This window comes from Streptomyces sp. NPDC127129, from assembly GCF_042671585.1.
Taxonomy (GTDB): Bacteria; Actinomycetota; Actinomycetes; order Streptomycetales; family Streptomycetaceae; genus Streptomyces.
Map to the genome: position 1 here is coordinate 6215 of NZ_JBHXTV010000013.1, position 23398 is coordinate 29612.

Consider the following 23398-nt stretch of genomic DNA (forward strand, 5'->3'; position numbering starts at 1 on the left):
ACGACCGGCCGGGGCCTGCCGGGACGACCGGGACGGCGGAGGTCCGCCGGGGCGTCCGGACAGCCGGCCGGGGATGGCCGGGACGGTCGACCGGGGACGGCCGGCACGACCGGCCGGGGCCTGCCGGGACGACCGGGACGGCGGAGGTCCGCCGGGGCGTCCGGACAGCCGGCCGGGGATGGCCGGGACGGTCGACCGGGGTCTGCCGGGACAGTCGGGACGGCGGAGGCCCGCCGGGGCGGCCGGACGGCCGGACGGAGTCTGCCGGGAGCGGTCGGCCAGGGTCTGTCGGGACAGCCGGACGGGGTCTGTCGGGAGCGGCCGGCCGGGGTGGTTAGAAGCCGTCGTCGGTGTGTGGCAGGCGCGGGGTGCGCAGTGCCGCGTCGAGCACGGCCGCCGCGCCCGGGGTGTGCTCCTCGACCAGCCCGGCGGCGGCCAGGTCCACGACCTTCGTGCCGCCGAGGTAGCAGGCGGCCAGCTCCCGTACGCCGAAGGAGAGGTCGACCGGGTCGGCGGTCGGCTCATGGCGAGCCCCGTCCGGTCCCGTGGTCAGCCGGAAACGGCCCGAGTTGGCCGGCATGCGGCTGTCGTGGACCTCCAGGACGAGGTCGGCCGCCGCCGCCCAGCTCCGGGCCGTGAGCGCCGCGCGGACGTCGACGAGCCGCACCCACAGTGCGGGGTACTGGCCCGTGACCCGTACCTGGTCGCGGTCGCCGGCGAAGAACAACAGCGGGTCGTCGAGCGGCCTGCCCCAGGCGCGGACGGTGGACGTCAGGTCGATCGAGGCCAGATAGCGCCAGAGCGCGGCGGCGACGGCCGGGGTGTCGGCCTCCAGTTCGTCGACCCGCACCAGCCCAGGGGTGTGGCTCTCCTCGTTCTCGCCCTTGGTGCGGTAGACGGCGTAGCCGGCGACGGGATCGCCGAGCACGACGACCCGGGGCGGGGACAGCTCGTCGTCGTCCTCGTCCCGGTCGCGCAGCCACTCACCGGTCCAGCGCGCCTCGTCGCGCGGGTTCCGGCCCGCCCGCAGCGCGCGGGTGGACTCGAAGTACGGGCCGACGACGTCGGGGGCGTCGGCCGGGTCGACCAGCCGCAGCGGGCGTTCGTCGGGGTCGATGCGCAGGGCGAGGGGGCGCCGGGAGTCGATCTCGACGGTGATGCCGTGGGTGGCGGCGCCGAAGCCGAAGCGGCCGTAGATGGCGTCCTCCGACGCCCAGAGCGCGGCGAGCGGCGCCCCTCGCTCCTCGTACCGCCGGAACGCCTCGGCCATGAGGGCGGAGAGCACGCCCCGCCGCCGGTGGGTGGGGGCGACGGAGACGTACGTCAGTCCGGGACAGGGCAGATCGGCGCCGGGGACGGAGAGGGTGAAGGGGAAGGCCGCGAGGAGGCCGACCAGTTGTCCGCCGTCGTACGCGCCGATCCGCTCGCAGGGCAGCAGCAGCTCGCGCCGGTGCTTGCGCTCCTCCTCCTCGGGCCGCTCATGGAAGACGAGGTACGCGAGGTCGAGGGCACGGTCGAGATGCGCTTCGGGTACGTCACGAATGTCCATGTCGAGGACCCTAGGGCCTGCCTCTCGGATCATGCCGGACTCGATCCGGCCTGATCCAAGAGACTGGCCCTAGTCGTGGACCGCACCGCTCTTCAGGGCGATCCGCCCGGTTCGGGCGGCCGGTACGTTCACCGCCCCGACACCGAGGAAGGCGGTGCCGAGGAGGAGCCAGCCCGCCACTCCCCCGTCGGTGACCAGCAGGGCGACGAGCAGGGGCCCGCCGGCGCGGGCCAGGTCGGACCCGAGGCTCCAGGCGCCCAGGTACTCGCCCTGGCGGGCGGGGTCGGCCAGCCCGTACGAGAGACCCCAGCCGCTGGCGGAGGAGAGCAGTTCGCCGGCGGTCAGCAGCGTGACGCCCACCGCGAGGACCACGACGGCGGCGACCGGCGGCAGGGCGGCCGTGCAGGCGAACGCGGCGCAGGCGCCGAGCAGCGCCCAGCCCGACCTGCGGCCGGCCAGTGCGGCCCCTTCGACGGTCTCGGAGCCCCGGGCGGCCCGGACCTGGAGCAGGATCGCGAGCGCGGTGTTCAGCAGCATCAGGGCGGCGATGGACCAGCGCGGCGCCTGGGTGTGCTCCGAAATCCAGAGCGGGAGGCCGAGGTTGATGACGTCGGCCTGGATGTGGAGCAGGCCGGAGAGGACGGCCAGGACGAGGTAGCGGCGGTCCCTGAGGGCGCCGGTCCGCGCACGGACGGCCGCCGGACTCGTCGTCTGCGGCGCGGTACCGTCCGGCATCCGCAGCAGGAGCACGGCGACGAGTGCGTACGAGAGGGAGTTGCCGAGCACGAGGGCGGCGTAGGCGGTCCGGGAGTCGGCGACGAGTGCGGCACCGGCCCCCAGACTCCCCAGCGAGAAGCCGATGTTGAGCATGACGCGGCTGTACGCGCTGGCCTTGATCAGGGTGTCGGGGTCGGCGATCCGGGCCAGGTAGGCGCTGCGGACGGGGCGGGACGCGCTCTGGGCGAGGCCGATGGCGCAGACGACGGCGAGGAACGCGACGAACGAGTCCACGAGCAGGTAGCAGGCGAAGGCGGCCGCCTGGGCGAGCGAGGTGAGGAGCCAGATCCGCCGGTGCCCGTAGCGGTCGCCGAGCCGCCCGGCGGGGACGGAGACCCAGGGCCCGAGGAGTGCGGAGACCGTGAGGCCGATGCCGGTCTCTGCCGGGGTCAGTCCGACGACACGGGTGAAGAAGAGGGCGGCGCCGGTGTGGAAGAGGCCGTTGCCGATCCAGTCGGCGAGGGTCGTGACGGCGTACGGGCGCAGGGGACCGCGGGGCGGCAGCACGGCTGCCGCCCCGGAGAGGATCGAGGGCATGCCCCCAGCCAACCCGCCCGCGAAGTCGGCGGACAGACATTTAGGCTGGAGCTCAATGCTGAGCTACCGCCTCGGGGTCGACGACCTCGCCGACATGCGCTTCGCCTGCTCACCGCTGCTGGAGACGGCCACCAGTCTCTGGGCGCTGCGGCAACCGGAGAAGCACGTCCTGCACCTGCCCTGGGTGCGCCGGACCCGCGCCGTCCTCGACGCGTCGGCCGGCCTCGACCGCGCGCTGCTGGGTGAGTTGGTGGTGAACGGCAGCGGCTGGCTGCCGGACTTCATCACACCCCGGCCCGACTCCCCGCTGCCCGACGCGAACGAGGAGCTGAACCGCGTCCGCGCGACGACGCCCGGGAAGGCGCTCGCGGACGTCCGGGCGGCCTACGCGCACCGGTCGCTGCCTCCTCGCCTCGCGGAACTGGCCGACGATCCGGTCCGGTTGCGGGACGCGATCGCGGAAACCGTCGCGAACTACTGGCAGTTGGCCGTCGCGCCGCACTGGCCGCGTATGCGGGCCGTGCTGGAGGCCGACATGCTGCACCGGGCGCGGGCCCTCGCCCGCGACGGAGCGGCGGCGCTGCTCACCTCGCTGGATCCGACCGCGGTGTGGCGGGAGGGCGAGCTGAGCATGAACGTGCACCGGGATCTACACCTCAGCACCGCCGTGGCGGGGCGAGGACTGTGGCTGGTGCCGACGCTCTTCGCCCGGCACGCGATCAGCCCGGTCGGGCCGGACGAGCCGCCGACGATCTCGTATCCGGCGCGCGGAGTGGCGACCCTGTGGGAGACCGGCGCGCCGCGCCCGGAGGGGGCGCTGGCCTCGCTGGTCGGACGGCGGAAGGCGGAGCTGCTGGTGCTCCTGGACGGCCCCGCCTCCACGACCGAGCTGGCCCGCCGCACGGGTGTCACGGCGAGCGCGGTCTCCCATCATCTGGCGGTGCTGCACACGACCGGTCTGGTGAGCCGGGCCAGAGTGGGGCGGGCGGTGCTGTACGCGCGCACGGAACTGGGCGACCGGCTCGTGTGACCCGCGCCGGTCCGGCCGGCTCCGTCCGACGGCCGCCGCCTGGCTTCCGCCGGACGACGACCGTCGTCCGTCCTGCCCCGCCCGACGGCCGCCGTCGGGCCTCCGCCGTCAGGCGACGGAACCGATCCGTCCGGCCGGTGCGCGCGGTGCGTCATGGTGGATCGGGGTGTGTGCGCCGGTGAGGGAGACGCCGGTGCCGCCGCGGCGGTTGGCGACGATCTCGGCGGCGATGGAGAGGGCCGTCTCCTCGGGGGTACGGGCGCCGAGGTCGAGACCTATCGGCGAGCGCAGGCGGGCGAGTTCGATCTCGGTGACGCCGACCTCGCGCAGGCGCTTGTTGCGGTCCTCGTGGGTGCGGCGGGAGCCCATCGCGCCGACGTAGGCGACGGGCAGCTTCAGGGCCGCTTCGAGGAGGGGGACGTCGAACTTGGCGTCGTGGGTGAGCACGCAGAGGACGGTGCGCCCGTCGACCTCGGTCGACTCCAGGTAGCGGTGCGGCCATTCGACGACGATCTCGTCCGCCTCGGGGAAGCGCGCCGGCGTCGCGAAGACGGGCCGGGCGTCGCAGACGGTGACGTGGTAGCCGAGAAACTTGCCGACCCTGACGAGGGCGGAGGCGAAGTCGATGGCGCCGAAGACGATCATGCGCGGGGCCGGGACGGAGGACTCCACGAGGAGGGTGAGCGGCTGTCCGCAGCGGCTGCCGTCCTCGCCGATCTCGACGGTGCCGGTGCGGCCCGCGTCCAGCATGGCCAGGGCCTCGCCGGCCGCGGTGCGGTCCAGCTCGGGGTGGCCGCCGAGGCTTCCCTCGTACTCCCCGTCGGGGCGGACCAGGAGCGCCCGGCCCATCAGGTCGGTGGGTCCGGAGACGATCCTGGCGAGGGCCGCCGCCTCGCCGGAGACGGCGGCGGCCAGGGCGGCGGGGTAGACCCCGCCGCGTACCGGGGTGACGAGGATGTCGATGATTCCGCCGCAGGTCAGACCCACGGCGAAAGCGTCCTCGTCGCTGTAGCCGAAGCGCTCGACGACGGTCCGGCCGTCCTCGATGGCCTGCTGGCACAGCTCGTAGACCGCGCCCTCCACACATCCTCCGGAGACCGAGCCGATCGCCGTGCCGTCGCTGTCGACGGCGAGCGCGGCGCCCGGCTGCCGGGGCGCGCTCCCGCCGACCGCCACGACGGTGGCGACGGCGAACTCGCGTCCCTGCTCGACCCACCGGTGCAGCTCTTCGGCGATGTCCAGCATCTCGAACTCCTCGATACGTGTGTGGAGGGCGACGTTACGGGCGTCAGCTGACGCCCAGCCAGCTCTCGATCGGATGGATGGCGAAGAACACGATGAAGATCGCGGTCAGGCCCCACATGAAGGCGCCCACTTCGCGCGCCTTGCCCTGTGCCGTCTTGATCACGGCGTAGGAGATGACACCGGCCGCGACACCCGTGGTGATGGTGTACGTGAACGGCATCAGGACCACGGTGAGGAACACCGGGATCGCGACGGAGCGGTCGCTCCAGTCGACGTGCTTGGCGTTCTGCATCATCATCGCGCCGATGACGACCAGGGCCGCGGAGGCGACCTCGGCCGGCACGATCGCGGTGATCGGGGTGAAGAAGAGACAGGCCGCGAAGAACGCACCCGTGACGACGGAGGACAGACCCGTACGGGCACCCTCGCCGACGCCGGTCGCCGACTCGACGAAGACGGTCTGGCCGGAGCCGCCGACGCCGCCGCCGATGACACCGCCGGCACCGTCGATGAAGAGGGCCTTGGACAGGCCGGGCATCCGGCCCTGGCTGTCGGCGAGCTTCGCCTCGGAGCCGACACCGATGATCGTGGCCATGGCGTCGAAGAAGCCGGCGAGCACCAGGGTGAAGATGATCATGGTGATCGTGATGTAGCCGACGTCGCCCCAGCCGCTGAACGACACCTCGCCGATGAGCGAGAAGTCCGGCGTGGAGACGGCGCTGCCGCTCAGCTCCGGCGGTCCGGAGAACCAGGCCTTGGCCGGCAGGTCGCCGACGGCGTTGACGATCGCGGCGATGACCGTGCCCGCCACGATGCCGATCAGGATGGCGCCGGGCACGTTGCGGGCCTGGAGCGCGAAGATCAGCAGCAGGGTGAAGGCGAAGATCAGGACGGGCCATCCGGCCAGCTCACCGGCCGGGCCGAGGACGACCGGGCCGCCGCCGGGAGAGGGGTTCTCATGGACGAAGCCGGCCTTGACGAAGCCGATCAGCGCGATGAAGAGACCGATGCCGATGGTGATCGCGTGCTTGATCGCCAGCGGGATCGCGTTCATGATCATCTCGCGGAGCCCGGTGACCACCAGGAGGCAGATCACCGCGCCGTACGCCACACACATCGCCATCGCCTGCGGCCAGGTCATGACGGAGATGACCTGCGAGGAGAGGACGCCGGAGACGCTGAGCCCCGCCGCGAGGGCGAGCGGGACCTTGCCCCAGAAGCCCATCAGCAGGGTCGTCACCGCGGCGGCCAGGGCGGTCGCCGTGATGAGGGCGGGCTGGCTGAGGACGTTGCCGTCCACATCCTTGCCGCCGAGGATCAGGGGGTTGAGCAGGAGAATGTACGCCATCGCCATGAAGGTGGTGACGCCGCCGCGGATCTCCGTCGCGACGGTGGATCCTCTCTCCGAGATGTGAAAGTACCGGTCGAGCCAAGAGCGGCCGGCGGGGACGTTCGAGCCGGAGCCCGCGTCCTCCGAGGCGGTCTTGGGCTCCACTGACGACTGGGTCATGGGGCCTACTCCCAAGGTTCAAAGGGGCACCCGCTTAAGACTTTCCGAAGGTCAGACATGCTGCGGGATTTGGGATGCTGCGTGGGCTGCACGACCCGGGGGACGGCCCGAGACGAACTTGGGTGGATCAGGTCAATCTGGTGGATCTCGATACTTCTAGTGTTGCCTGGTACTTCTGGTGGTGCTGGTGTTACTCGGTGGTGCTGGTGGTATCCGTGAGCGGTGATACCGGGTTCTGCTCCGGGCGGTGCGGGCGGGGAAGTGTGACGTTCCTGGGAGGCACGCACCGCCCGGAGAGTTCTAGAGGGTGCCGGTGAGCGCCTCGGGGCGGACCGGCGTCTTGTTGAGCTCCAGGCCCGTCGCCGCCCGGATCGCCGCGAGGACGGCCGGGGTGGACGACAGGGTCGGGGCCTCGCCGATGCCCCGTACGCCGTACGGCGCGTTGGGGTCGGCCAGCTCGAGGTAGTCGACCGGAATGGTCGGCGTGTCGAGGATGGTCGGGATCAGGTAGTCCGTGAAGGAGGGGTTGCGCACCTTCGCGGTCTTCGGGTCGACGATGATCTCCTCCATCACCGCGACGCCCAGGCCCTGGGTGGTACCACCCTGGATCTGGCCGACCACGGAGAGCGGGTTGACCGCCTTGCCGACGTCCTGCGCGCAGGCCAGCTCGATCACCTTCACGAGGCCGAGCTCGGTGTCCACCTCCACCACCGCGCGGTGCGCGGCGAAGGCGTACTGGACGTGGCCGTCGCCCTGGCCGGTGACGAGGTCGAAGGCCTGGGTGGGGCGGTGCCGCCACTCCTCCTCCACCTCCACGGCCTGGTCCTCCAGGACGTCCGCGATGGTGGCGAGGGCCTCGCCGCCGTCGGTGACGACCTTGCCGCCCTCCAGGAGGAGTTCGGCGTTGGCCCACGCCGGGTGGTACGAGCCGAACTTGCGCCGGCCGATCTCCAGGACCTTCTCGCGGACGATCTCGCAGGAGTTCTTGATGGCGCCGCCGGTCATGTACGTCTGGCGGCCCGCGGAGGTCGAACCGGCCGAGCCCACCTGCGTGTCGGCGGGGTGGATGGTGACCTGCTGGACACCGAGCTCGGTACGGGCGATCTGCGCGTGGATGGTGACGCCGCCCTGGCCGACCTCCGCCATGGCGGTGTGGACCGTGGCGACGGCCTCGCCGTTGATGACCTCGATGCGGATCTTGGCGGTCGAGTAGTCGTCGAAGCCCTCGGAGAAGCCGACGTTCTTGATGCCGACGGCGTAGCCGACGCCCCGCACGACACCCTCGCCGTGCGAGGTGTTGGACAGGCCGCCCGGCAGCGCGCGGACGTCCGCGCCCTCGCCGGCGGTCTCCCACTGGCGCTCCGGCGGCATCGGACGGGCCTTGACCCGGCGCAGCAGCTCGGCGACCGGGGCCGGCGAGTCCACGACCTGACCGGTCGGCATGATCGTGCCCTGCTCCATGGCGTTGAGCTGGCGCAGCTCCACCGGGTCCATGCCCAGCTTGGCGGCGAGCTTGTCCATCTGCGCCTCGTAGGCGAAGCAGGCCTGGACCGCGCCGAAGCCGCGCATGGCGCCGCAGGGCGGGTTGTTGCTGTAGAGGCCGATCGCCTCGATCTCGACGTCCTCGATGACGTACGGACCGACCGAGAGGGAGGAGGCGTTGCCGACGACCGAGGCCGTCGACGACGCGTACGCGCCGCCGTCGAGCACGATCTTGCACTTCATGTGCGTGAGCTTGCCGTCCTTGGTGGCGCCGTGCTCGTAGTAGAGCTTCGCCGGGTGCCGGTGGACGTGCCCGAAGAAGGACTCGTACCGGTTGTAGACCATCTTGACCGGCTTGCCGGTGCGCAGCGCGAGGATGGAGGCGAGGATCTGCATGGAGATGTCCTCGCGGCCGCCGAAGGCGCCGCCGACACCGGCCATGGTCATGCGGACCTTCTCCTCGGGCAGGCCGAGGCAGGGGGCGATCTGCTTGAGGTCCGAGTGCAGCCACTGGGTGGCGACGTACAGGTCGACGCCGCCGTCCTCGGCCGGTACGGCCAGGCCGGACTCGGGGCCGAGGAAGGCCTGGTCCTGCATGCCGAAGGTGTACTCGCCCTTGACGATGACGTCGGCGCGCTTGGCGGCCTCGTCGGCGTTGCCGCGGATGATCGGCTGGCGGTGCACGATGTTCGGGTGCGGGACGTGACCGGAGTGGTGGTCGTCGCGGTTCTCGTGGACCAGGATCGCGTCCGGGGCGAGCGCCGAGGCCTCGTCAGTGATGACCGGGAGCTCCCGGTACTCGATCTTGATCTTGGCGGCGGCGCGGCGGGCGGTCTCCGGGTGGTCGGCGGCCACGAGGGCGACCGGCTCACCGTGGTGACGGACCTTGCCGTAGGCGAGGACCGGGGTGTCCTGGAACTCCATGCCGTAGTTCTTCGCGGCCGGCAGGTCCTCGTGGGTGAGAACGGCGTAGACGCCGTCCATCGTGAGGGCCTCGGAGGTGTCGATGGACAGGATCTCGGCGTGCGCGACGGTGGAGCGCAGGATCTGGCCCCACAGCATGTCCTCGTGCCACATGTCCGAGGAGTAGGCGAATTCGCCGGTGACCTTGAGGGTGCCGTCCGGGCGGAGCGTGGACTCGCCGATGCCGCCCTTGACGTGGTTCTGGGTGACGTCGGTGGGCGTGCCCACCGGAACGGTACGGGTGTTCTGAGCCATCGTCAGACCGCCTCTTCCTGACGCTCCTGGCGAGCGGCCGCGAGGCGGACCGCGTCGAGGATCTTCTCGTAACCGGTGCAGCGGCAGAGGTTGCCGGAGAGCGCCTCACGGATGTCCGCGTCCGAGGGGGACGGGTTGCGCTCCAGCATCTCGTCGGCCGCGACGAGCAGACCGGGGGTGCAGAAACCGCACTGGACGGCGCCGGCGTCGATGAACGCCTGCTGGATCGGGGAGAGTTCGACACCCTCGCCGGTCTGCGAGTCCTGAGCGGGCTTGGCCTGCCAGTTCTTCGCCGAGTCGAGGCTGGTGCCGCAGCCGCCGGTGCCACAGGCACCGCCGGGGTGGGCGTCCTCGCGGTGCTGGGCGTAGTCCGCCAGACCCTCGACGGTGACGACGTCGCGGCCCTCGACCTGGCCGGCGGCGACCAGACAGGAACAGACCGGCACGCCGTCGAGACGGACGGTGCAGGAACCGCACTCGCCCTGCTCGCACGCGTTCTTGGAGCCGGGAAGCCCCATCCGCTCACGCAGCACGTAGAGAAGGGACTCGCCCTCCCAGACGTCGTCGGCTTCCTGCGGACGACCGTTGACCGTGAAATTGACGCGCATGGTTATGCAGCTCCCTCAAGCGTGCGGCCGGTGCCGCGGTACTGCTCCCAGGTCCAGCCCAGCTGGCGGCGGGCCATGATGCCGACGGCGTGGCGGCGGTACTTGGCGGTGCCACGGACGTCGTCGATCGGGTTCGCGGCGCCCGAGCAGAGATCGGCGAACTGCTTCGCGATCGACGGGGTGATGATCTTGCCGCTCTCCCAGAAGCCGCCCTCCTCCAGAGCCGCGTTCAGGAAGGCCTCGGCCTCCTTGGCACGGATCGGGGTCGGCGCGGCCGAACCGATGCCGGTGCGGACCGTGCGGGTCTCCGGGTGGAGCGCCAGGCCGAAGGCGCAGACCGCGATGACCATCGCGTTGCGCGTACCGACCTTGGAGTACTGCTGGGGGCCGTCCGCCTTCTTGATGTGGACGGTCTTGATGAGCTCGTCGGGCTCGAGCGCGTTGCGCTTCACGCCCGTGTAGAACTCGTCGATCGGGATGAACCGGCTGCCACGAACCGACTCGACCTCGACCTCGGCACCCGCGGCGAGCAGCGCGGGGTGCGCGTCACCGGCGGGCGACGCGGTGCCCAGGTTGCCGCCGACGCCGCCGCGGTTGCGGATCTGCGGCGAGGCCACGGTGTGCGAGGCGAGCGCGAGGCCCGGCAGCTCGGCCCGCAGGTTCTCCATGATCCGGGTGTACGGAACGGAGGCGCCGAGGCGGACGTTCTCCTCGCCCACCTCCCACTCGCGCAGCAGCTCGATACGGTTCAGGTCCAGGAGGTACTCGGGACGCCGGTGGTCGAAATTGATCTCGACCATGATGTCGGTACCACCCGCGATGGGCACGGCCGTGGGGTGCTCGGCCTTGGCGGCGAGCGCCTCCTCCCAGCTGGCGGGGCGAAGGAAGTCCATGGTGGCTCTCTTCTTGTGCTTCTAGTGATCGGGGGTCGGTCGGTCTTCAACGGGCCCGGGGGGACGGCCGGCCCTCGACTTCGAATTCATGTTCACGTGCTGTTAACGCGATGTGTGGCCTAGTACACAAGGCCAGACCGCCGGGGTGCAGTCACCGAAAACATGAAGGAGTTGGCTGGTGACCTTGTTCGTCTTGTAGATTCGAACGAACGGCGGTACTCGGCAACCTCGCCGTTTTCCCCTGGAAACAGTGGCACCAGGCCACCGACCACATCGCGACAGTCTTCGGAACCGTCGGACGTGCCGTCGCCCCGGGGAAGCACGGCGGGCGAGTACCCGCGAAAGTGATGACGAGTGACGGACGAGAAGGAACGGCGGCAACGAGATGCGGCTGCGCGCACTGCTGGAAACCGACGCGCTGGGGCTGCGCCTGCTCGGTGGTGAGGACGAGCTGGACCGCACCGTCCGTGGCGTGATGACGACGGACCTCAAGGACCCCAGCCGGTATCTGTCCGGCGGGGAGCTGGTCCTCACCGGCCTCGCCTGGCTCCGGGACCCCGAGGACGCGGAGCCGTTCGTCCGGATCCTGGCCTCGGCCGGGGTGGCCGGGCTCGCGGCGGGCGAGGCGGAGCTCGGGGACATCCCCGACGATCTCGTAGAGGCGTGTTCTCGCCATCGGCTGCCGCTGTTCGCAGTGAACGAGTCCGTTGCGTTCGCGACGATCACCGAACATGTTGTTCGACAGGTCTCCGGCGAACGGGCGGGCGACCTGGCGGCGGTCGTCGACCGTCACCGGCGGCTGATGACCTCCGGCCCGGCCGGCGGCGGCCCCGAGGTCGTTCTGGACCTCCTCGGCTCCGACCTGGACCTCCGGGCCTGGGTCCTCTCCCCCACCGGGCGCCAGATCGCCGGCGCGGGAGAGCCCCTGGACGCCTCGCTCGCGGCGACGCTGGCCGGTGAGCACCTGGCGGCGACGAGGACCGGACGGCGTGGCCCGCACCGGCTCAGCGCGTCCGGAACCACCTTCTCCCTCTTCCCTATCCGCAACACCGGTCGCGGCGCGGCGCCCGCCGTGCGCGACGTACGGGAGACCGTGCTCTCCGACTGGCTGCTGGCCGTCGAGGCCGACGCCGGCGACTGGCCGGCCGCCCGGCTGGACCTGCTCCAGGGCGTCACCCAGCTGATCGCCGTCGAGCGGGACCGGCGGGACGCGGCGCGTACGGTACGGCGCCGGCTGGCGCAGGAGGTCCTGGAGCTGGTCCAGACGGGCGCCGCCCCCGCCGAGATCGCCGCGCGTCTGCGGGTCGCCGCCCCGGTGCTGCTGCCCGGACTCGGGTCCGCGCCGCACTGGCAGGTCGTGGTCGCCCGCGTCGAATGGGACCCGGAGGCCGGGCAGGGCCCCGTGGAGACCGGGCCGGTCGCCCAGGCGCTCCTGGAGGAGATCCTCGTCGACCCGGCGACCGTGGGAGCCGAGTCCACCGACCGGATCGCGGTGGCCCACCACGGGGACGAGGCCATCGCGCTGGTGCCCCTGCCGGCGGGCCCGCTGCCCGACAGCGAGGACGAGGCGACCACGAACATCGGGCTGCACGCCGACGTGCTGCTCGCGGCGGTACGCGAACCGCTCTCCGCGGGCCTCGACGGCGACGGCCGCCTCACCCTCGGCGTCAGTGCGGCCGTCCACTCGGCGGAGGGCCTGCGCGGTGCCCTTGAGGAGGCCAGGCACGCCCGTCGTGTCGCCGCCGCCCGCCCGGGCCGCGTCTGCGCCGCCGGGCACCACGAGCTCGCCTCGCACGTGCTGCTGCTGCCGTTCGTGCCGGACGACGTCCGCCGCGCCTTCACGGCCCGGCTGCTCGACCCGCTGCGTGACTACGACCGCCGCCACCGCGCCGAGCTCATCCCCACGCTGGAGGCCTTCCTCGACTGCGACGGCTCCTGGACCCGCTGCGCGACCCGGCTCCACCTGCATGTGAACACCTTGCGCTACCGGGTGGGGCGGATCGAGCAACTGACGGGCCGCGACCTGTCGCGCCTGGAGGACAAGCTCGACTTCTTCCTGGCGCTGCGCATGAGCTGACGGCCCGGGCGGGTGGCCCCGGGTCACCCGCCCGGCTCAGGCGGCCGCGGATTCGCGGGCGTCACCCGAAGGGATCATGGCGGGATTCATCTCTTCGGGGGAATGCCGTCCCGAGCGGCGCGGGGGGCGCGGCGCCCCTGGCCGACGCCCGGCGGGCCGCCGCGGCAGCCGTCGAGGGCAGGCCGGAGGCGGACTGGATCGGGCCATCGGACCGTGCCGAACGCACGCGTCCGCATAGCGGTCAAGGTCCAGCACTTGTGAAAAGTTTCACCTGACCCCTTGGCCAGCGCCACGCGTTCGTGCTGAGATGCGGGCCTGACTCAACAGCTCAATGGCGCGCTCGGGGAGGGCAATGTGGCGGATACCGCCATGTCTGGTTCCGAAACAACGGGTGGCGACGATCCGTCCCTTGGCTACGGCGGGGCGACCCCGATGGAGACGGCCATATGGCGTCTCCGCTCGCGCGGCTGCTGGACGGACGCCGCCGCCCTGCTCACGCCCCGCGCCGCGGAACCGGCGGCGGCACTGGAACGGGCGGCCCTGCTGATCGAGCGGTGTCTGTACACCGAGAAGGGGTGGGCGGACGCCGAGGAGGCCCTCCGGGCGGCCGAGGCCGTGGCCCGGACGGACGAGGAGCGGGGGGCCGCAGCGTGCGAACGCGGCTATCTCGCCTACGCGTCGACGCTGCTGGGCGTACGCGACCGGGCCGACGAGGCGACCGCGGCGCTCGGGCGGGCGGCGGCGCTGATCAGTCCCGGGGGCGAGGGGCGCCCGCTGCTCGACTACCGGCGGGGGCTGATGGCTCAGAACCTCGGCGACTCGCCGCAGGCCGCGCGCGCCGCCTACCGGCGCGCCCACGCGGGCGCCACGGCCCAGGGGGACGAGTTGCTGCTCTCCTCCACCTGGCGCCATCTCGCCGGACTGGCTTTACGGGAAGGCGAGTTGGCGGAGGCGCGGCACGGCTTCGCCGAGTCCCTCCGCATCCGTGAGGAGCTCGGCTATCTGGTCGGTACGGCCCCGGCCCTGACCGCCCTCGCGGACACGGAGACGGAGCCGGAGGCAGGCCGCCTCCGCGCAGAGGCGGCCCGCCTGTTCCGCCTCCTGGGCGGGGTGCCGACCTGGCTCGCGGCCCAACTGACACCCAGGCCCGCCATCTGACGGACAGTCGGGACAACGGGGGGGGTGGGCGGAGAGCGATCCGCCCACCCCGCACCGGTCCCCGCATCAGCGGCATCGCCGGCTGTGACGGTCCGTCACCTCGCCTGGTGCGGGGTCCGGTCCAGGCAGAGCAGCCCCTCGTCCATCCCCACCACCAGCGCGCCGTCCGGGGTCAGGGCCACCGCGCGGACCGGCGGGCCGGGGCGGAAGGTGCGGCGGGACCGGGTGTCGAGGTCGTGGAGTTCGACGAGACCGTCCGCCCAGGCGATCGCGAGCGACGGCCCCTCGGCCGTCTCCGCGGCGTGCAACGACACGACGGCGGCGCGGCGTTCGGCGATCGGGGCCGGGTCCGGATCCTGCCCGGGGATCCAGCGGCGGACCGTGCCGTCGAGGCCACCGCTGCAGAGGAAGGGCGTGGCGGTCTCGATCGCCGTCACGGCCGTGACGCGGCCGCTGTGCAGCGCGGCCTGGTGAATGCCCGTCAGACCGAAGGCGTGGACGGAGCCGAGCCGGTCGCCCACCACGACCGAGCCGCTGATCGCAGCGAGGGCGCTGCCCGGGTGGCGGGTGAGGGTCGCCGCGACGGCCGTCGTGAGCCGCTCCAGATAGGGCGGCCGGGGCGCGGGCCCGGGGACCGGCTGCAGCCGGCCCCGTTCGTCCAGGAGCAGCACCGTCCCGTCCGGCGCGGGCGCCAGGGCCTTGATCCGGCCGCCCGAGGGGGTCCGCAGGGACGCGCCCGCGGGCGCCGCGTCGGCCGCGCCGAGCAGCCGCACCTCGTCCGTCGTACCCGCGACGAGGAGGCGGTCGCCGATCGCGCCCAGGGCCGTGACCGGGCCCGGCCAGGGCGGGGTCAGGTCGCCGCGTACCCGGGTCCACCGCACCCGCCAGGGCGCGTCCGCCGCGAGGGCGCGCAGCGCGGGACGGAGCCGGGGGTCCGCCTCGTCGCCGAGGGCGCCGAGCAGGACGACGGCCCGGTCTGCCGGGCTCTGGTCGCGGCAGAGGGACTGGCCCACGCGCAGCCAGGCGGACCGCAGGCCGCCGCGGTCGTCACCGGGACCGGTCGCGTAGGCGGTGGTGACGCGCAGCGGGTCGGCCGTGCACACGGCGACGGGGTCGGCGAGATCGACGGCGTGCCGTGCCTCGTAGGGCGCGGAGGTCTCCCCCGGCCCCGACTCCCCGCGCTCGGCGGCCTCTTGGGCCGCACCGGCGGTGTCCTCGTCCCCGTCGAGGTCCACGACCGTGACGCGGCGGTCGGAGAGGAGGGCGTACGACGGCGTTCCCGTACAGGTCTCCACGACGAGCCGGACGCGGCCCGACGCGGCGAGTTCCCCGACGAGTTCGGCGATCGCCTCCGGTTCGGCGGCGGCGTGCAGGTCCGGCAGGACGAGGGCGGCGCGCCGCGTCTCGGCGGTGGCGACGGCCCGGACGAGTTCGCCGGGTGTCCTGGCCGCCACGCCGAGCCGGTTCGCGATCGTCCAGGCCGCGCCGAGCGCGCACTGCCCGGCGAGCGGGACCAGCTCGCGTGCCGCGCGCCGACGGCGTGCCCCGGGGCGGGTGCCGTGCGCGGCCAGCCAGGAGAGCAGGGCGGACTTGCCCCGGCGGGGGCCGCCGACGACCAGGCAGAGGCGCGGGGCCTCCGGGTCGGTGAGCCAGCCGAGCAGGGCCGCCGCCTCGGCCTCCGTACCGGCGGGGCGGTCTCCGCGGACGGATCCGGTCACGGGCACCTTCCCCGTGCCGGGGACGGAGACGCGGACGGCATGGGACACCTCACGGACGGCGCTGTACGGGCGGGACGACGGCAACAGCCAGCGGCGGCAAGGGCCAAGGGCACCGGCCGACGGCAACTTTAGTCGTCACTCAGCCGATCCGGTGAAATGCTCTCTGACAAGTGACTGTACGACGGTGACATCCTGGGCGATCAGGGCGTCGAGCAGGGCGGTGTGTTCCGCCGCGTCGGCCACGAGGTCGCCGTGGCGGATCACCGGGCCGCTCACCAGGGGCCACTGGGAGCGGCGGTGCAGGTCGTCGGCGACGGTGAGGAGCTGTTCGTTCCCGGCGAGGGAGAGGACGGCGCGGTGGAAGGCGCGGTCGGCCTCGGCGTAGTGGGCGCGGTCGCCGCGCGCGGCGGCGGCGCCGGTGGCCTCGGCGAGCGGCCGGAGCTCGGCCCAGCGGGCGGCGGGGACCGTGCGGGCGAGACGGAGCATGATCGGGATCTCGATGAGCGCGCGGACCTCGGCCAGCTCGGCCAGCTCGCGGGGGGTGCGCTCGGTGACCCGGAAACCGCGGTTCGGCACGACTTCGACGGCGCCTTCGACGGCGAGCTGCTGCATGGCCTCGCGCACGGGGGTCGCGGAGACCCCGAAGCGCTCGGCGAGGACCGGGGCGGAGTACACCTCACCGGGGACCAGCTCGCCTCCGACGAGGGCCGTGCGCAGGGCCTGGAGGATCTGACCGCGTACGGAGTGGCGCTGGACGGTACGGGGGGCCGCGAGGCCGGTCACGGGCATCACGGCCGCCTCGCCGTGGACGGACGCGCCCAGGGCGGGCTCCCGGCGGACCGGCGCACCGTGGACGGGCTCGCTGTGGGTGTGCTCGCCGCGCGCCGGCTCGCCGCGGCCCTGCTCCGGGACCCGTACCGTGCCGTCGTGCGGCGGGAGCGGACGGTCGGCCGCCCGCTCGCGCGCTCTGCCCTGCTCCACCCGGGTCCTCCTGCGGGGTCGTGCCGGGCCTGGCTCGCGATACCGAGGCCCCCTGTGCACCATAGGCGGACAGGGCTGCAGTTCAAACATCGGTCGCGTCGGGTAAGGTAAGGCTAACCTGCTAACGATCGCGATTCGGTGGTCCCCGTATGGCCCTCCCCGCCCTGCTCCCCGCCCCGTTCACCTCGCCCGTCGCGGCCTCGTACGCCCGTCTCGGCGAGGTGTTCCCCGGCCTGCGGATCGAGGAGCTCGGCGATGGCGAGCACTCGCCACGCGGGGCCGGCTGGGTGGGCGCGGACGAGCTCGCGGCCGGCGGCGCCGCCCTCGACGCCTTCCTCGCCTGGGACAACGCCCAGGTCCTGCGCGACTACGGGCAGCAGGCCCGCCCCGACGTGATCGCCGGCTTCGGACTGCACCGGTACGCCTGGCCCGCCTGCCTCCTGGTCACGGTCCCCTGGTTCCTTCACCGCCGGGTCCCGCGCCTTCCGGCCCGGAACGTGGCCTTCCAGCGGGCCCTCGGCCGGATGACCGTCCGGATCGAGGAGTTCGCCTGCCTGCCGGACGACCCCGCCGCGGCCCTTCCCGGCGCCCGGGTCGTCCCGGACGAGGAGGCCCTGCGCGCCGAGGTCAGGAACGCGCTCGCCGAGCACTTCGAGTCCGTCCTGGCCGGCTTCGGCCCGCGCATGCGGCGTGGGAAGCGGGCACTGTGGGGCATGGCGACGGACGAGATCGTCGAGGGGCTCTGGTACGTCGGGGCGCTGTTCGACGAGGAACAGCGGGCGATGGCCGAACTGGAGCTGCTGCTGCCCGGCACGTCCAAGCCGTACACGGGATCCGCGGGCTTCCGCGAGCTGCCCGGCGCCGAGGCGCCCGACGGAACGCCCCGCACCACCCGGGACCGCGCCGCATGCTGCTTCTTCTACACCCTTCGCCCCGACGACACCTGTCTGACGTGTCCGCGTACGTGTGACGCCGAGCGGGTCCGCAGGCTCACCGAGGCCGCCTGACCGTCGGCCGGATTACGCCACTCGTACGGGTGACGTGAATCGAACGCAACTCCCTTGCTCCGTGCGGCCGTTCGACCAGATCGCACCTATTCGTATGCCGTCCGGCCCCAATGGCGTGCTCTTGCCGCGAAACCCCGTGAGCGGCCACCGGGGTCGGCCAGTATGGGCGGCCGAAACGCCCTACTGCGATGCAAGGGACACCGCATGAGACTGACCGACATATCGCTGGACTGGCTGCTTCCGGGTGGCGTCATGGTGGCCGGAGTCCTGACGGCGGTGGCGGTGCTCGCGCGCGGCAAGCGCGCCGGTGACCAGGCCGCGGCGGACGACTCCTGGGAACGCAGCGAGGAACGCCGCCGACGCAAGGAGGCGATCTACGGGACCGCCTCCTACGTCCTTCTGTTCTGCTGCGCGGCCGTGGCCGCCGCGCTCTCCTTCCACGGTCTGGTCGGCTTCGGCCGCCAGAACCTGAACCTCACCGGGGGCTGGGAGTACCTCGTCCCGTTCGGCCTCGACGGCGCCGCGATGTTCTGCTCGGTCCTCGCGGTGCGCGAGGCGAGCCACGGTGACGCGGCCCTCGGCTCGCGGCTCCTCGTGTGGACGTTCGCGGGCGCCGCCGCCTGGTTCAACTGGGTCCACGCGCCCCGGGGACTCGGCCACGCGGGTGCCCCGCAGTTCTTCGCCGGCATGTCCCTCTCGGCTGCCGTGCTCTTCGACCGGGCTCTCAAGCAGACCCGCCGGGCGGCGCTGCGCGAGCAGGGCCTGGTGCCCCGGCCGCTGCCGCAGATCCGGATCGTACGGTGGCTGAGAGCCCCCAGGGAGACCTTCGCGGCCTGGTCGCTGATGCTTCTTGAGGGTGTGCGGACCCTGGACGAGGCGGTCGACGAGGTCCGCGAGGACCGGCGCGAGAAGGAACAGAACCGGATGCGCAGGCGCGAGCGGGAGAAGCTCGACCGGGCCAGGATCAAGGCGATCAACCGCCAGCACCGGGCCTTCGGCCTGGGCCGCGGCGGGGGGCGTCAGGTCGAGGTGCCGGCCCTGAACTCCGGTGCGGGCTCCGCGACACCGTCCGTGGGGACGGCCGTCGCGGAGCCCGCCATAGCGGACCCCGGACAGCTGCCGCTTCGACACCGGCCCTCCCTCCAGGCCGTGAAGGGTACTGAGCCCCGGACGGTGGACCTCACCGCCGAGGACGACACCCAGACGCTGCCCCGGCTCGACTCGCTGGAGCGCAAACTGAAGGACCTGGAGCAGCAGTTCGGCTGAGAGAGCCGACACGGACGGCGGGGCGGCGTGGAGGACTCACGCCGCCCCGCCGTTGAGCTCGAACCACACCACCTTGCCCACGCCGTGGGCCTCCACGCCCCAGGAGTCGGCCAGCTCCTGGACCAGCACCAGTCCCCTGCCGTTCGTACCGTCGTCGGCGATCGGTACGCGCGGCTCGGGTACCCCGGAGACGAAGTCCCGTACCTCGACCCGGAGACTGTCCGGGACGACGGTCGCGGTGACCACGGCGCCGTGATCGGTGTGGATCAGCGCGTTGGTGACGAGCTCGCTGGTGAGCAGCTCCGCGACGTCGGAGGCGCCCGGTCCTCCCCAGGTCCTCAGCATCCTGCGCAACGCGTGCCGCACCTCCGGCACCGCGGTGAGATCCTCGCATCCCACCTTTCTCAGCAGTTGAGTCGGCTGTCGCGCCTCCCCGGCCATAACCCCCACCCACATGTCGGTACACATCTCCTCGAACAGGTTCACGGAGATGCATGCCCCACCCACCGGCCCGCATTCATCCGGGGCGGCTGCACGACCCGCCGGGAGCCGTTCAGTGCGGGGGAGGCAGCGGGTTCAGGGCGTTGGAGACGGAGCAGCCGCCCTCTCCGGGCATCCGCTGGATCCGGGGCGGTGCCCACACTTCGGTGGCGCCGGGGCTCACCCGGGCGAGCAGGCAGTCCTGTGCGTCGAAGCCGTTGCCCTTGACCGACAGGAGAACGCCGACGCGGTCGCCTTCGGCCTTCACCTCGGTACGGATCGCCGGGTCCAGGTCCAGGGCGGCGAGCACGCGGCGCACCTCGCCCTCGTCCGCCCGGCCGTTCGCCGGCACCCGGGGAAGTTTCGCGCGCAGCTGCCCGTACGGCAGCTCGGGCGGTTCGGGCGGCGGGGCGAAGGTGAGCGGAGGGCCTTCGGGGCAGTCCGCGTCGCGGGGTTCCTCACGCCACTCCGCCCTGGGCGACACCCGTATCGAGAAGCAGCGCACCACGGTGATCCGGTCCAGGTCGAACCGCGCGTTGTACGCCGTGCCGGAGGTGCGGACGATGACGTCGACGCCGTCCCCGTCGTGGGTCGAGGTACCCGTCAGCTTCATCACCTCCACGCCGTCGAGGCCGGAGGCGGAGAATCCGACCTCCTCCGCCGTGCGAGGACGCTGACCGTAGAGCCGCTCGCCCGCCTTCTGCGCCACCTCCCGTGCGGCGTCCGCCGCGGCGTCCTCGGAGGTCTGCATCAAGCCGCAGCCCGTGACGAACAGCAACATCGGTGCGAACAGCAGCAGTCGGCGCATGCGTCCATCCTTCCGGCGCCACGCGCTGCGGGCATCCGGTCACCTACTCATATCGGCGTGGGTGATTGTACGAAGCCCGGGGCGCGGGCTCAGGCGAGGGCGGCGACCAGCAGGGCGAAGGCGGCGACGATGACGGCCACGCGGACGTAGTGGAGACGGTCCCAGCGCTTCATCTGCTCCTTCCAGTCGGCGGGCCGGTTGTCGGGGGTCCAGTTCTTGCCCTGGTTGTTGATGGGGACGAGCAGCAGGATCGACATGATCACGCTCAGGATCAGCAGCGCGCCGGCGGTGACGACGAGGCCGGTGCCCGCGTGGCTCCACGCGGCGGCGGCCCAGGCCGCGACGAGGAGCAGCGAGGTGATGTACCAGACCGGCATCACGGCGCCGAGCATCCGCCCCCCGTGGGAGCGGCCGAGTTGGCCGCTGTCCTCCGGGAGTGCGCTCAGGATCGGGTTGATGACGAAGGCTACGGAGAACTCCACCCCCACCATCACGCCGACGACCACGGTGGTGACGACCTCGAGTGCGTTGAGCATGACGACCCCTCCTGGGATCTAGCGCCGCTAGATGACGTTAGCAACGCTAGCGCTGCCCACGCTTGATTGTCTAGCGGTGCTAGAATTCGGAGCATGTCGGTACAGGAACGCAAGCAGCGCGAACGGGCGGTCCGCGAACGCCTCATCGTGGCCACGGCCCGCGAACTCGCCGAGCAGCAGGGCTGGGACGCGGTCACCACCCGCCTGCTGGCCGAGCGCATCGAGTACAGCCAGCCCGTTCTCTACAGTCACTTCCGCGGCAAGCGCGAGATCATCGGCGCCGTCGCCCTGGAGGGCGCCGCCGAGATGGCCGCGGCACTGCGGGCAGCGACCTCCGCCGCGGACGGTCCGCGCGACCGGGTCGCCGCGCTCGCCCGCTCCTACCTGGACTTCGCCGTACGCAACCCGGCGGTCTACGACGCCATGTTCCAGCTCGACGGCGGCCTGGCGTTCGCGCAGGAGGACACCCCGGAGCCCCTGAAGGACGCCTTCGCCGCCCTCCTGGAGAGCCTCGCCGAGGTCGCCGGCGACGGCGTCCACCCGGCGCTGTTCACCGAGGTGTTCTGGGCCGCCCTCCACGGGCTGGCGACCCTGACCCAGGCCGGCCGGCTGCCGCCGGAGGGCGCCGGGCGCAGGGTGGAGCTGCTGGTGGACCGGCTCGCCGTGCTCTGACGTACCGCGGTGCGCGGCGGTGCGTCAGCGACGTCCGTAGGCCGCGAAGGGCCTGGACCCCGCCGCGCCAAGGCGGACGGAAGCTTCGCAACACGCCCTAGGGCCGGGGGACGTTGCGCAGGTTGGAGCGGGCCAGCTGGAGCATGCGGCCCACCCCGCCGTCCAGGACGATCTTGCTCGCCGAGAGGGCGAATCCGGAGACCATCTCGCGGCTGATCTTCGGAGGGATCGAGAGCGCGTTGGGGTCGGTCACGATGTCGACGAGCGCCGGGCCCTTGTGCCGGAACGCGTCCTTGAGGGCGCCCGCGAGGTGTTTGGGCTTCTCCACGCGGACGCCGAAGGCTCCCGCCGCGCGGGCGACGGCGGCGAAGTCGGGGTTGTGGTTGGTCGTGCCGTACGACGGAAGGCCGGCGACCAGCATCTCCAGCTCGACCATGGAGAGCGAGGAGTTGTCGAAGAGCACGATCTTCACCGGCAGGTCGTACTGGACCAGGGTGAGGAAGTCGCCCATCAGCATCGAGAACCCGCCGTCGCCGGACATCGAGATCACCTGGCGGCCCCGGTCCGTGAACTGCGCGCCGATGGCCTGCGGCAGGGCGTTCGCCATCGAGCCGTGCGAGAAGGAGCCGATGATCCGGCGGCGGCCGTTGGGCGAGATGTAACGCGCGGCCCAGACGTTGCACATGCCCGTGTCGACGGTGAACACCGCGTCGTCGTCGGCCAGTTCGTCCAGAACCGAGGCGACGTACTCCGGGTGGATCGGGACGTGCTTCTCGACCTTGCGGGTGTACGCCCTGACGACCCCTTCGAGCGCGTCGGCGTGCTTCTTGAGCATCTTGTCCAGGAAGCGGCGGTCCGACTTCGCCCGTACCCGCGGAGTGAGGCAGCTCAGCGTCTCCCGGACATCGCCCCAGACCGCCAGGTCGAGCTTGGAGCGACGTCCGAGCCGCTCGGGCCGGACGTCCACCTGGACGATTCTGACGTCGTCGGGCAGGAAGGCGTTGTACGGGAAGTCCGTGCCGAGCAGGATCAGCAGATCGCACTCGTGGGTGGCCTCGTAGGCCGCCCCGTAACCCAGCAGCCCGCTCATCCCGACGTCGAACGGGTTGTCGTACTGGATCCACTCCTTGCCGCGCAGGGCGTGCCCGACGGGCGCCTTCACCCGCTCGGCGAACTGCATCACCTCGGCGTGCGCCCCGGCCGTACCGCTGCCGCAGAACAGCGTCACCCGTTCGGCTTCGTCGATCATCCGGGCCAGGGCGGTGATCTCGGCGTCGCTCGGGCGCACGGTGGGCCGGGAGGTGACGAGCGCGGTCTCCCACGTCTTGTCCGGGGCCGGTTCGGAGGCGATGTCGCCCGGCAGCGAGACGACGCTGACGCCGCCCTGCCCGACGGCGTGCTGGATGGCCGTCTGCAGCAGGCGTGGCATCTGCCGGGGGTTGGAGATCAGCTCGCTGTAGTGGCTGCACTCGGAGAAGAGCCGGTCCGGGTGGGTCTCCTGGAAGTAGCCGAGGCCGATCTCGCTGGAGGGGATGTGCGAGGCGAGTGCCAGGACCGGGGCCATCGAGCGGTGCGCGTCGTACAGGCCGTTGATCAGGTGCAGGTTGCCCGGGCCGCAGGAGCCCGCGCACGCCGCGAGGCGGCCGGTGATCTGCGCCTCGGCTCCCGCGGCGAAGGCCGCGGTCTCCTCGTGCCTGACCTGGATCCAGTCGATGTCGGGCGTACGGCGGATGGCGTCGACGACCGGGTTCAGGCTGTCGCCGACGACCCCGTACAGCCGCCGGACGCCCGCCCGGACGAGGATGTCCACGAACTGTTCTGCGACGTTCTGCTTGGCCATGGGTCC

General features: G+C 72.3%; 19 protein-coding genes. 6 read left to right on the forward strand and 13 right to left on the reverse strand.

The annotated features are described in order from the left end of the window. Window positions 1-334 precede the first annotated feature (334 nt). Both ACFVGW_RS24190 and ACFVGW_RS24195 read right to left on the reverse strand, forming a co-directional pair. The gene (locus tag ACFVGW_RS24190) at window positions 335-1549 is read right to left on the reverse strand and encodes a GNAT family N-acetyltransferase (protein ID WP_385853439.1); all 1215 of its coding nucleotides are present in this window, start codon (window positions 1547-1549) and stop codon (window positions 335-337) included. A gap of 69 nt (window positions 1550-1618) precedes the next feature. After that, the gene (locus ACFVGW_RS24195; protein WP_385853440.1) at window positions 1619-2863 is read right to left on the reverse strand and encodes an MFS transporter; all 1245 of its coding nucleotides are present in this window, start codon (window positions 2861-2863) and stop codon (window positions 1619-1621) included. Window positions 2864-2918: 55 nt separating this feature from the next. Between ACFVGW_RS24195 and ACFVGW_RS24200 the strand changes: the two genes are divergently transcribed. Next, on the forward strand, window positions 2919-3893 hold the full coding sequence (locus ACFVGW_RS24200) for a DUF5937 family protein (RefSeq protein ID WP_385853441.1): 975 nt from the start codon (window positions 2919-2921) through the stop codon (window positions 3891-3893). 108 nt (window positions 3894-4001) lie between these two features. On the opposite strand, the gene ACFVGW_RS24205 is transcribed toward ACFVGW_RS24200, so the two are convergent. The 5 genes from ACFVGW_RS24205 to ACFVGW_RS24225 all read right to left on the reverse strand — a co-directional run bounded on the left by ACFVGW_RS24205 (window position 4002) and on the right by ACFVGW_RS24225 (window position 10849). Then, entirely contained in the window at window positions 4002-5138 is a 1137-nt protein-coding gene (locus ACFVGW_RS24205) for an XdhC family protein (protein ID WP_383292697.1), read from the reverse strand. A 43-nt stretch (window positions 5139-5181) separates the two neighbouring features. Further along, window positions 5182-6648: an NCS2 family permease gene (locus ACFVGW_RS24210; protein WP_385853442.1), complete on the reverse strand. Its 1467-nt coding sequence runs from the start codon at window positions 6646-6648 to the stop codon at window positions 5182-5184. A gap of 300 nt (window positions 6649-6948) precedes the next feature. Further along, a complete protein-coding gene (locus ACFVGW_RS24215; RefSeq protein WP_352190884.1) occupies window positions 6949-9348 on the reverse strand; it encodes a molybdopterin cofactor-binding domain-containing protein in 2400 nt (799 codons plus the stop codon). Between the two features lie 2 nt (window positions 9349-9350). Further along, window positions 9351-9956 carry a (2Fe-2S)-binding protein gene (locus tag ACFVGW_RS24220; protein ID WP_352190885.1) on the reverse strand — a complete coding sequence of 202 codons (606 nt, stop codon included), beginning with the start codon at window positions 9954-9956 and terminating at the stop codon, window positions 9351-9353. A gap of 2 nt (window positions 9957-9958) precedes the next feature. After that, complete coding sequence (locus tag ACFVGW_RS24225) at window positions 9959-10849, reverse strand: xanthine dehydrogenase family protein subunit M (protein ID WP_352190886.1); 891 nt, start codon at window positions 10847-10849, stop codon at window positions 9959-9961. 385 nt (window positions 10850-11234) lie between these two features. Here ACFVGW_RS24225 and ACFVGW_RS24230 point away from each other — a divergent pair, with 385 nt between their 5' ends. Together ACFVGW_RS24230 and ACFVGW_RS24235 are read left to right on the forward strand one after the other, a co-directional pair. Next, entirely contained in the window at window positions 11235-12926 is a 1692-nt protein-coding gene (locus tag ACFVGW_RS24230) for a PucR family transcriptional regulator (protein WP_385853443.1), read from the forward strand. Between the two features lie 369 nt (window positions 12927-13295). Next, on the forward strand, window positions 13296-14084 hold the full coding sequence (locus tag ACFVGW_RS24235) for a hypothetical protein (protein ID WP_385853444.1): 789 nt from the start codon (window positions 13296-13298) through the stop codon (window positions 14082-14084). A 95-nt stretch (window positions 14085-14179) separates the two neighbouring features. On the opposite strand, the gene ACFVGW_RS24240 is transcribed toward ACFVGW_RS24235, so the two are convergent. Together ACFVGW_RS24240 and ACFVGW_RS24245 are read right to left on the reverse strand one after the other, a co-directional pair. Then, window positions 14180-15802: a hypothetical protein gene (locus ACFVGW_RS24240; protein WP_385853445.1), complete on the reverse strand. Its 1623-nt coding sequence runs from the start codon at window positions 15800-15802 to the stop codon at window positions 14180-14182. Window positions 15803-15937: 135 nt separating this feature from the next. Next, window positions 15938-16783, reverse strand: coding sequence for a GntR family transcriptional regulator (locus ACFVGW_RS24245; protein WP_383228922.1), 846 nt, complete (start codon window positions 16781-16783; stop codon window positions 15938-15940). A 149-nt stretch (window positions 16784-16932) separates the two neighbouring features. Here ACFVGW_RS24245 and ACFVGW_RS24250 point away from each other — a divergent pair, with 149 nt between their 5' ends. Continuing rightward, window positions 16933-17790, forward strand: a complete 858-nt coding sequence (locus ACFVGW_RS24250) for a (2Fe-2S)-binding protein (protein WP_385853446.1) — start codon at window positions 16933-16935, stop codon at window positions 17788-17790. A 204-nt stretch (window positions 17791-17994) separates the two neighbouring features. After that, on the forward strand, window positions 17995-19056 hold the full coding sequence (locus ACFVGW_RS24255) for a DUF2637 domain-containing protein (protein WP_383228921.1): 1062 nt from the start codon (window positions 17995-17997) through the stop codon (window positions 19054-19056). Between the two features lie 36 nt (window positions 19057-19092). On the opposite strand, the gene ACFVGW_RS24260 is transcribed toward ACFVGW_RS24255, so the two are convergent. The 3 genes from ACFVGW_RS24260 to ACFVGW_RS24270 form a co-directional block, all read right to left on the reverse strand. Beyond that, entirely contained in the window at window positions 19093-19497 is a 405-nt protein-coding gene (locus ACFVGW_RS24260) for an ATP-binding protein (RefSeq protein ID WP_383228940.1), read from the reverse strand. A gap of 112 nt (window positions 19498-19609) precedes the next feature. Further along, the gene (locus tag ACFVGW_RS24265; RefSeq protein ID WP_385853447.1) at window positions 19610-20344 is read right to left on the reverse strand and encodes a translation initiation factor IF-2; all 735 of its coding nucleotides are present in this window, start codon (window positions 20342-20344) and stop codon (window positions 19610-19612) included. A gap of 89 nt (window positions 20345-20433) precedes the next feature. Continuing rightward, a complete protein-coding gene (locus ACFVGW_RS24270) occupies window positions 20434-20880 on the reverse strand; it encodes an anthrone oxygenase family protein (RefSeq protein ID WP_385853448.1) in 447 nt (148 codons plus the stop codon). A 93-nt stretch (window positions 20881-20973) separates the two neighbouring features. Here ACFVGW_RS24270 and ACFVGW_RS24275 point away from each other — a divergent pair, with 93 nt between their 5' ends. Continuing rightward, window positions 20974-21552, forward strand: a complete 579-nt coding sequence (locus ACFVGW_RS24275) for a TetR/AcrR family transcriptional regulator (protein ID WP_385853449.1) — start codon at window positions 20974-20976, stop codon at window positions 21550-21552. A gap of 97 nt (window positions 21553-21649) precedes the next feature. On the opposite strand, the gene ACFVGW_RS24280 is transcribed toward ACFVGW_RS24275, so the two are convergent. Beyond that, window positions 21650-23392: a pyruvate dehydrogenase gene (locus ACFVGW_RS24280; RefSeq protein ID WP_385853450.1), complete on the reverse strand. Its 1743-nt coding sequence runs from the start codon at window positions 23390-23392 to the stop codon at window positions 21650-21652. Window positions 23393-23398 lie beyond the last annotated feature (6 nt).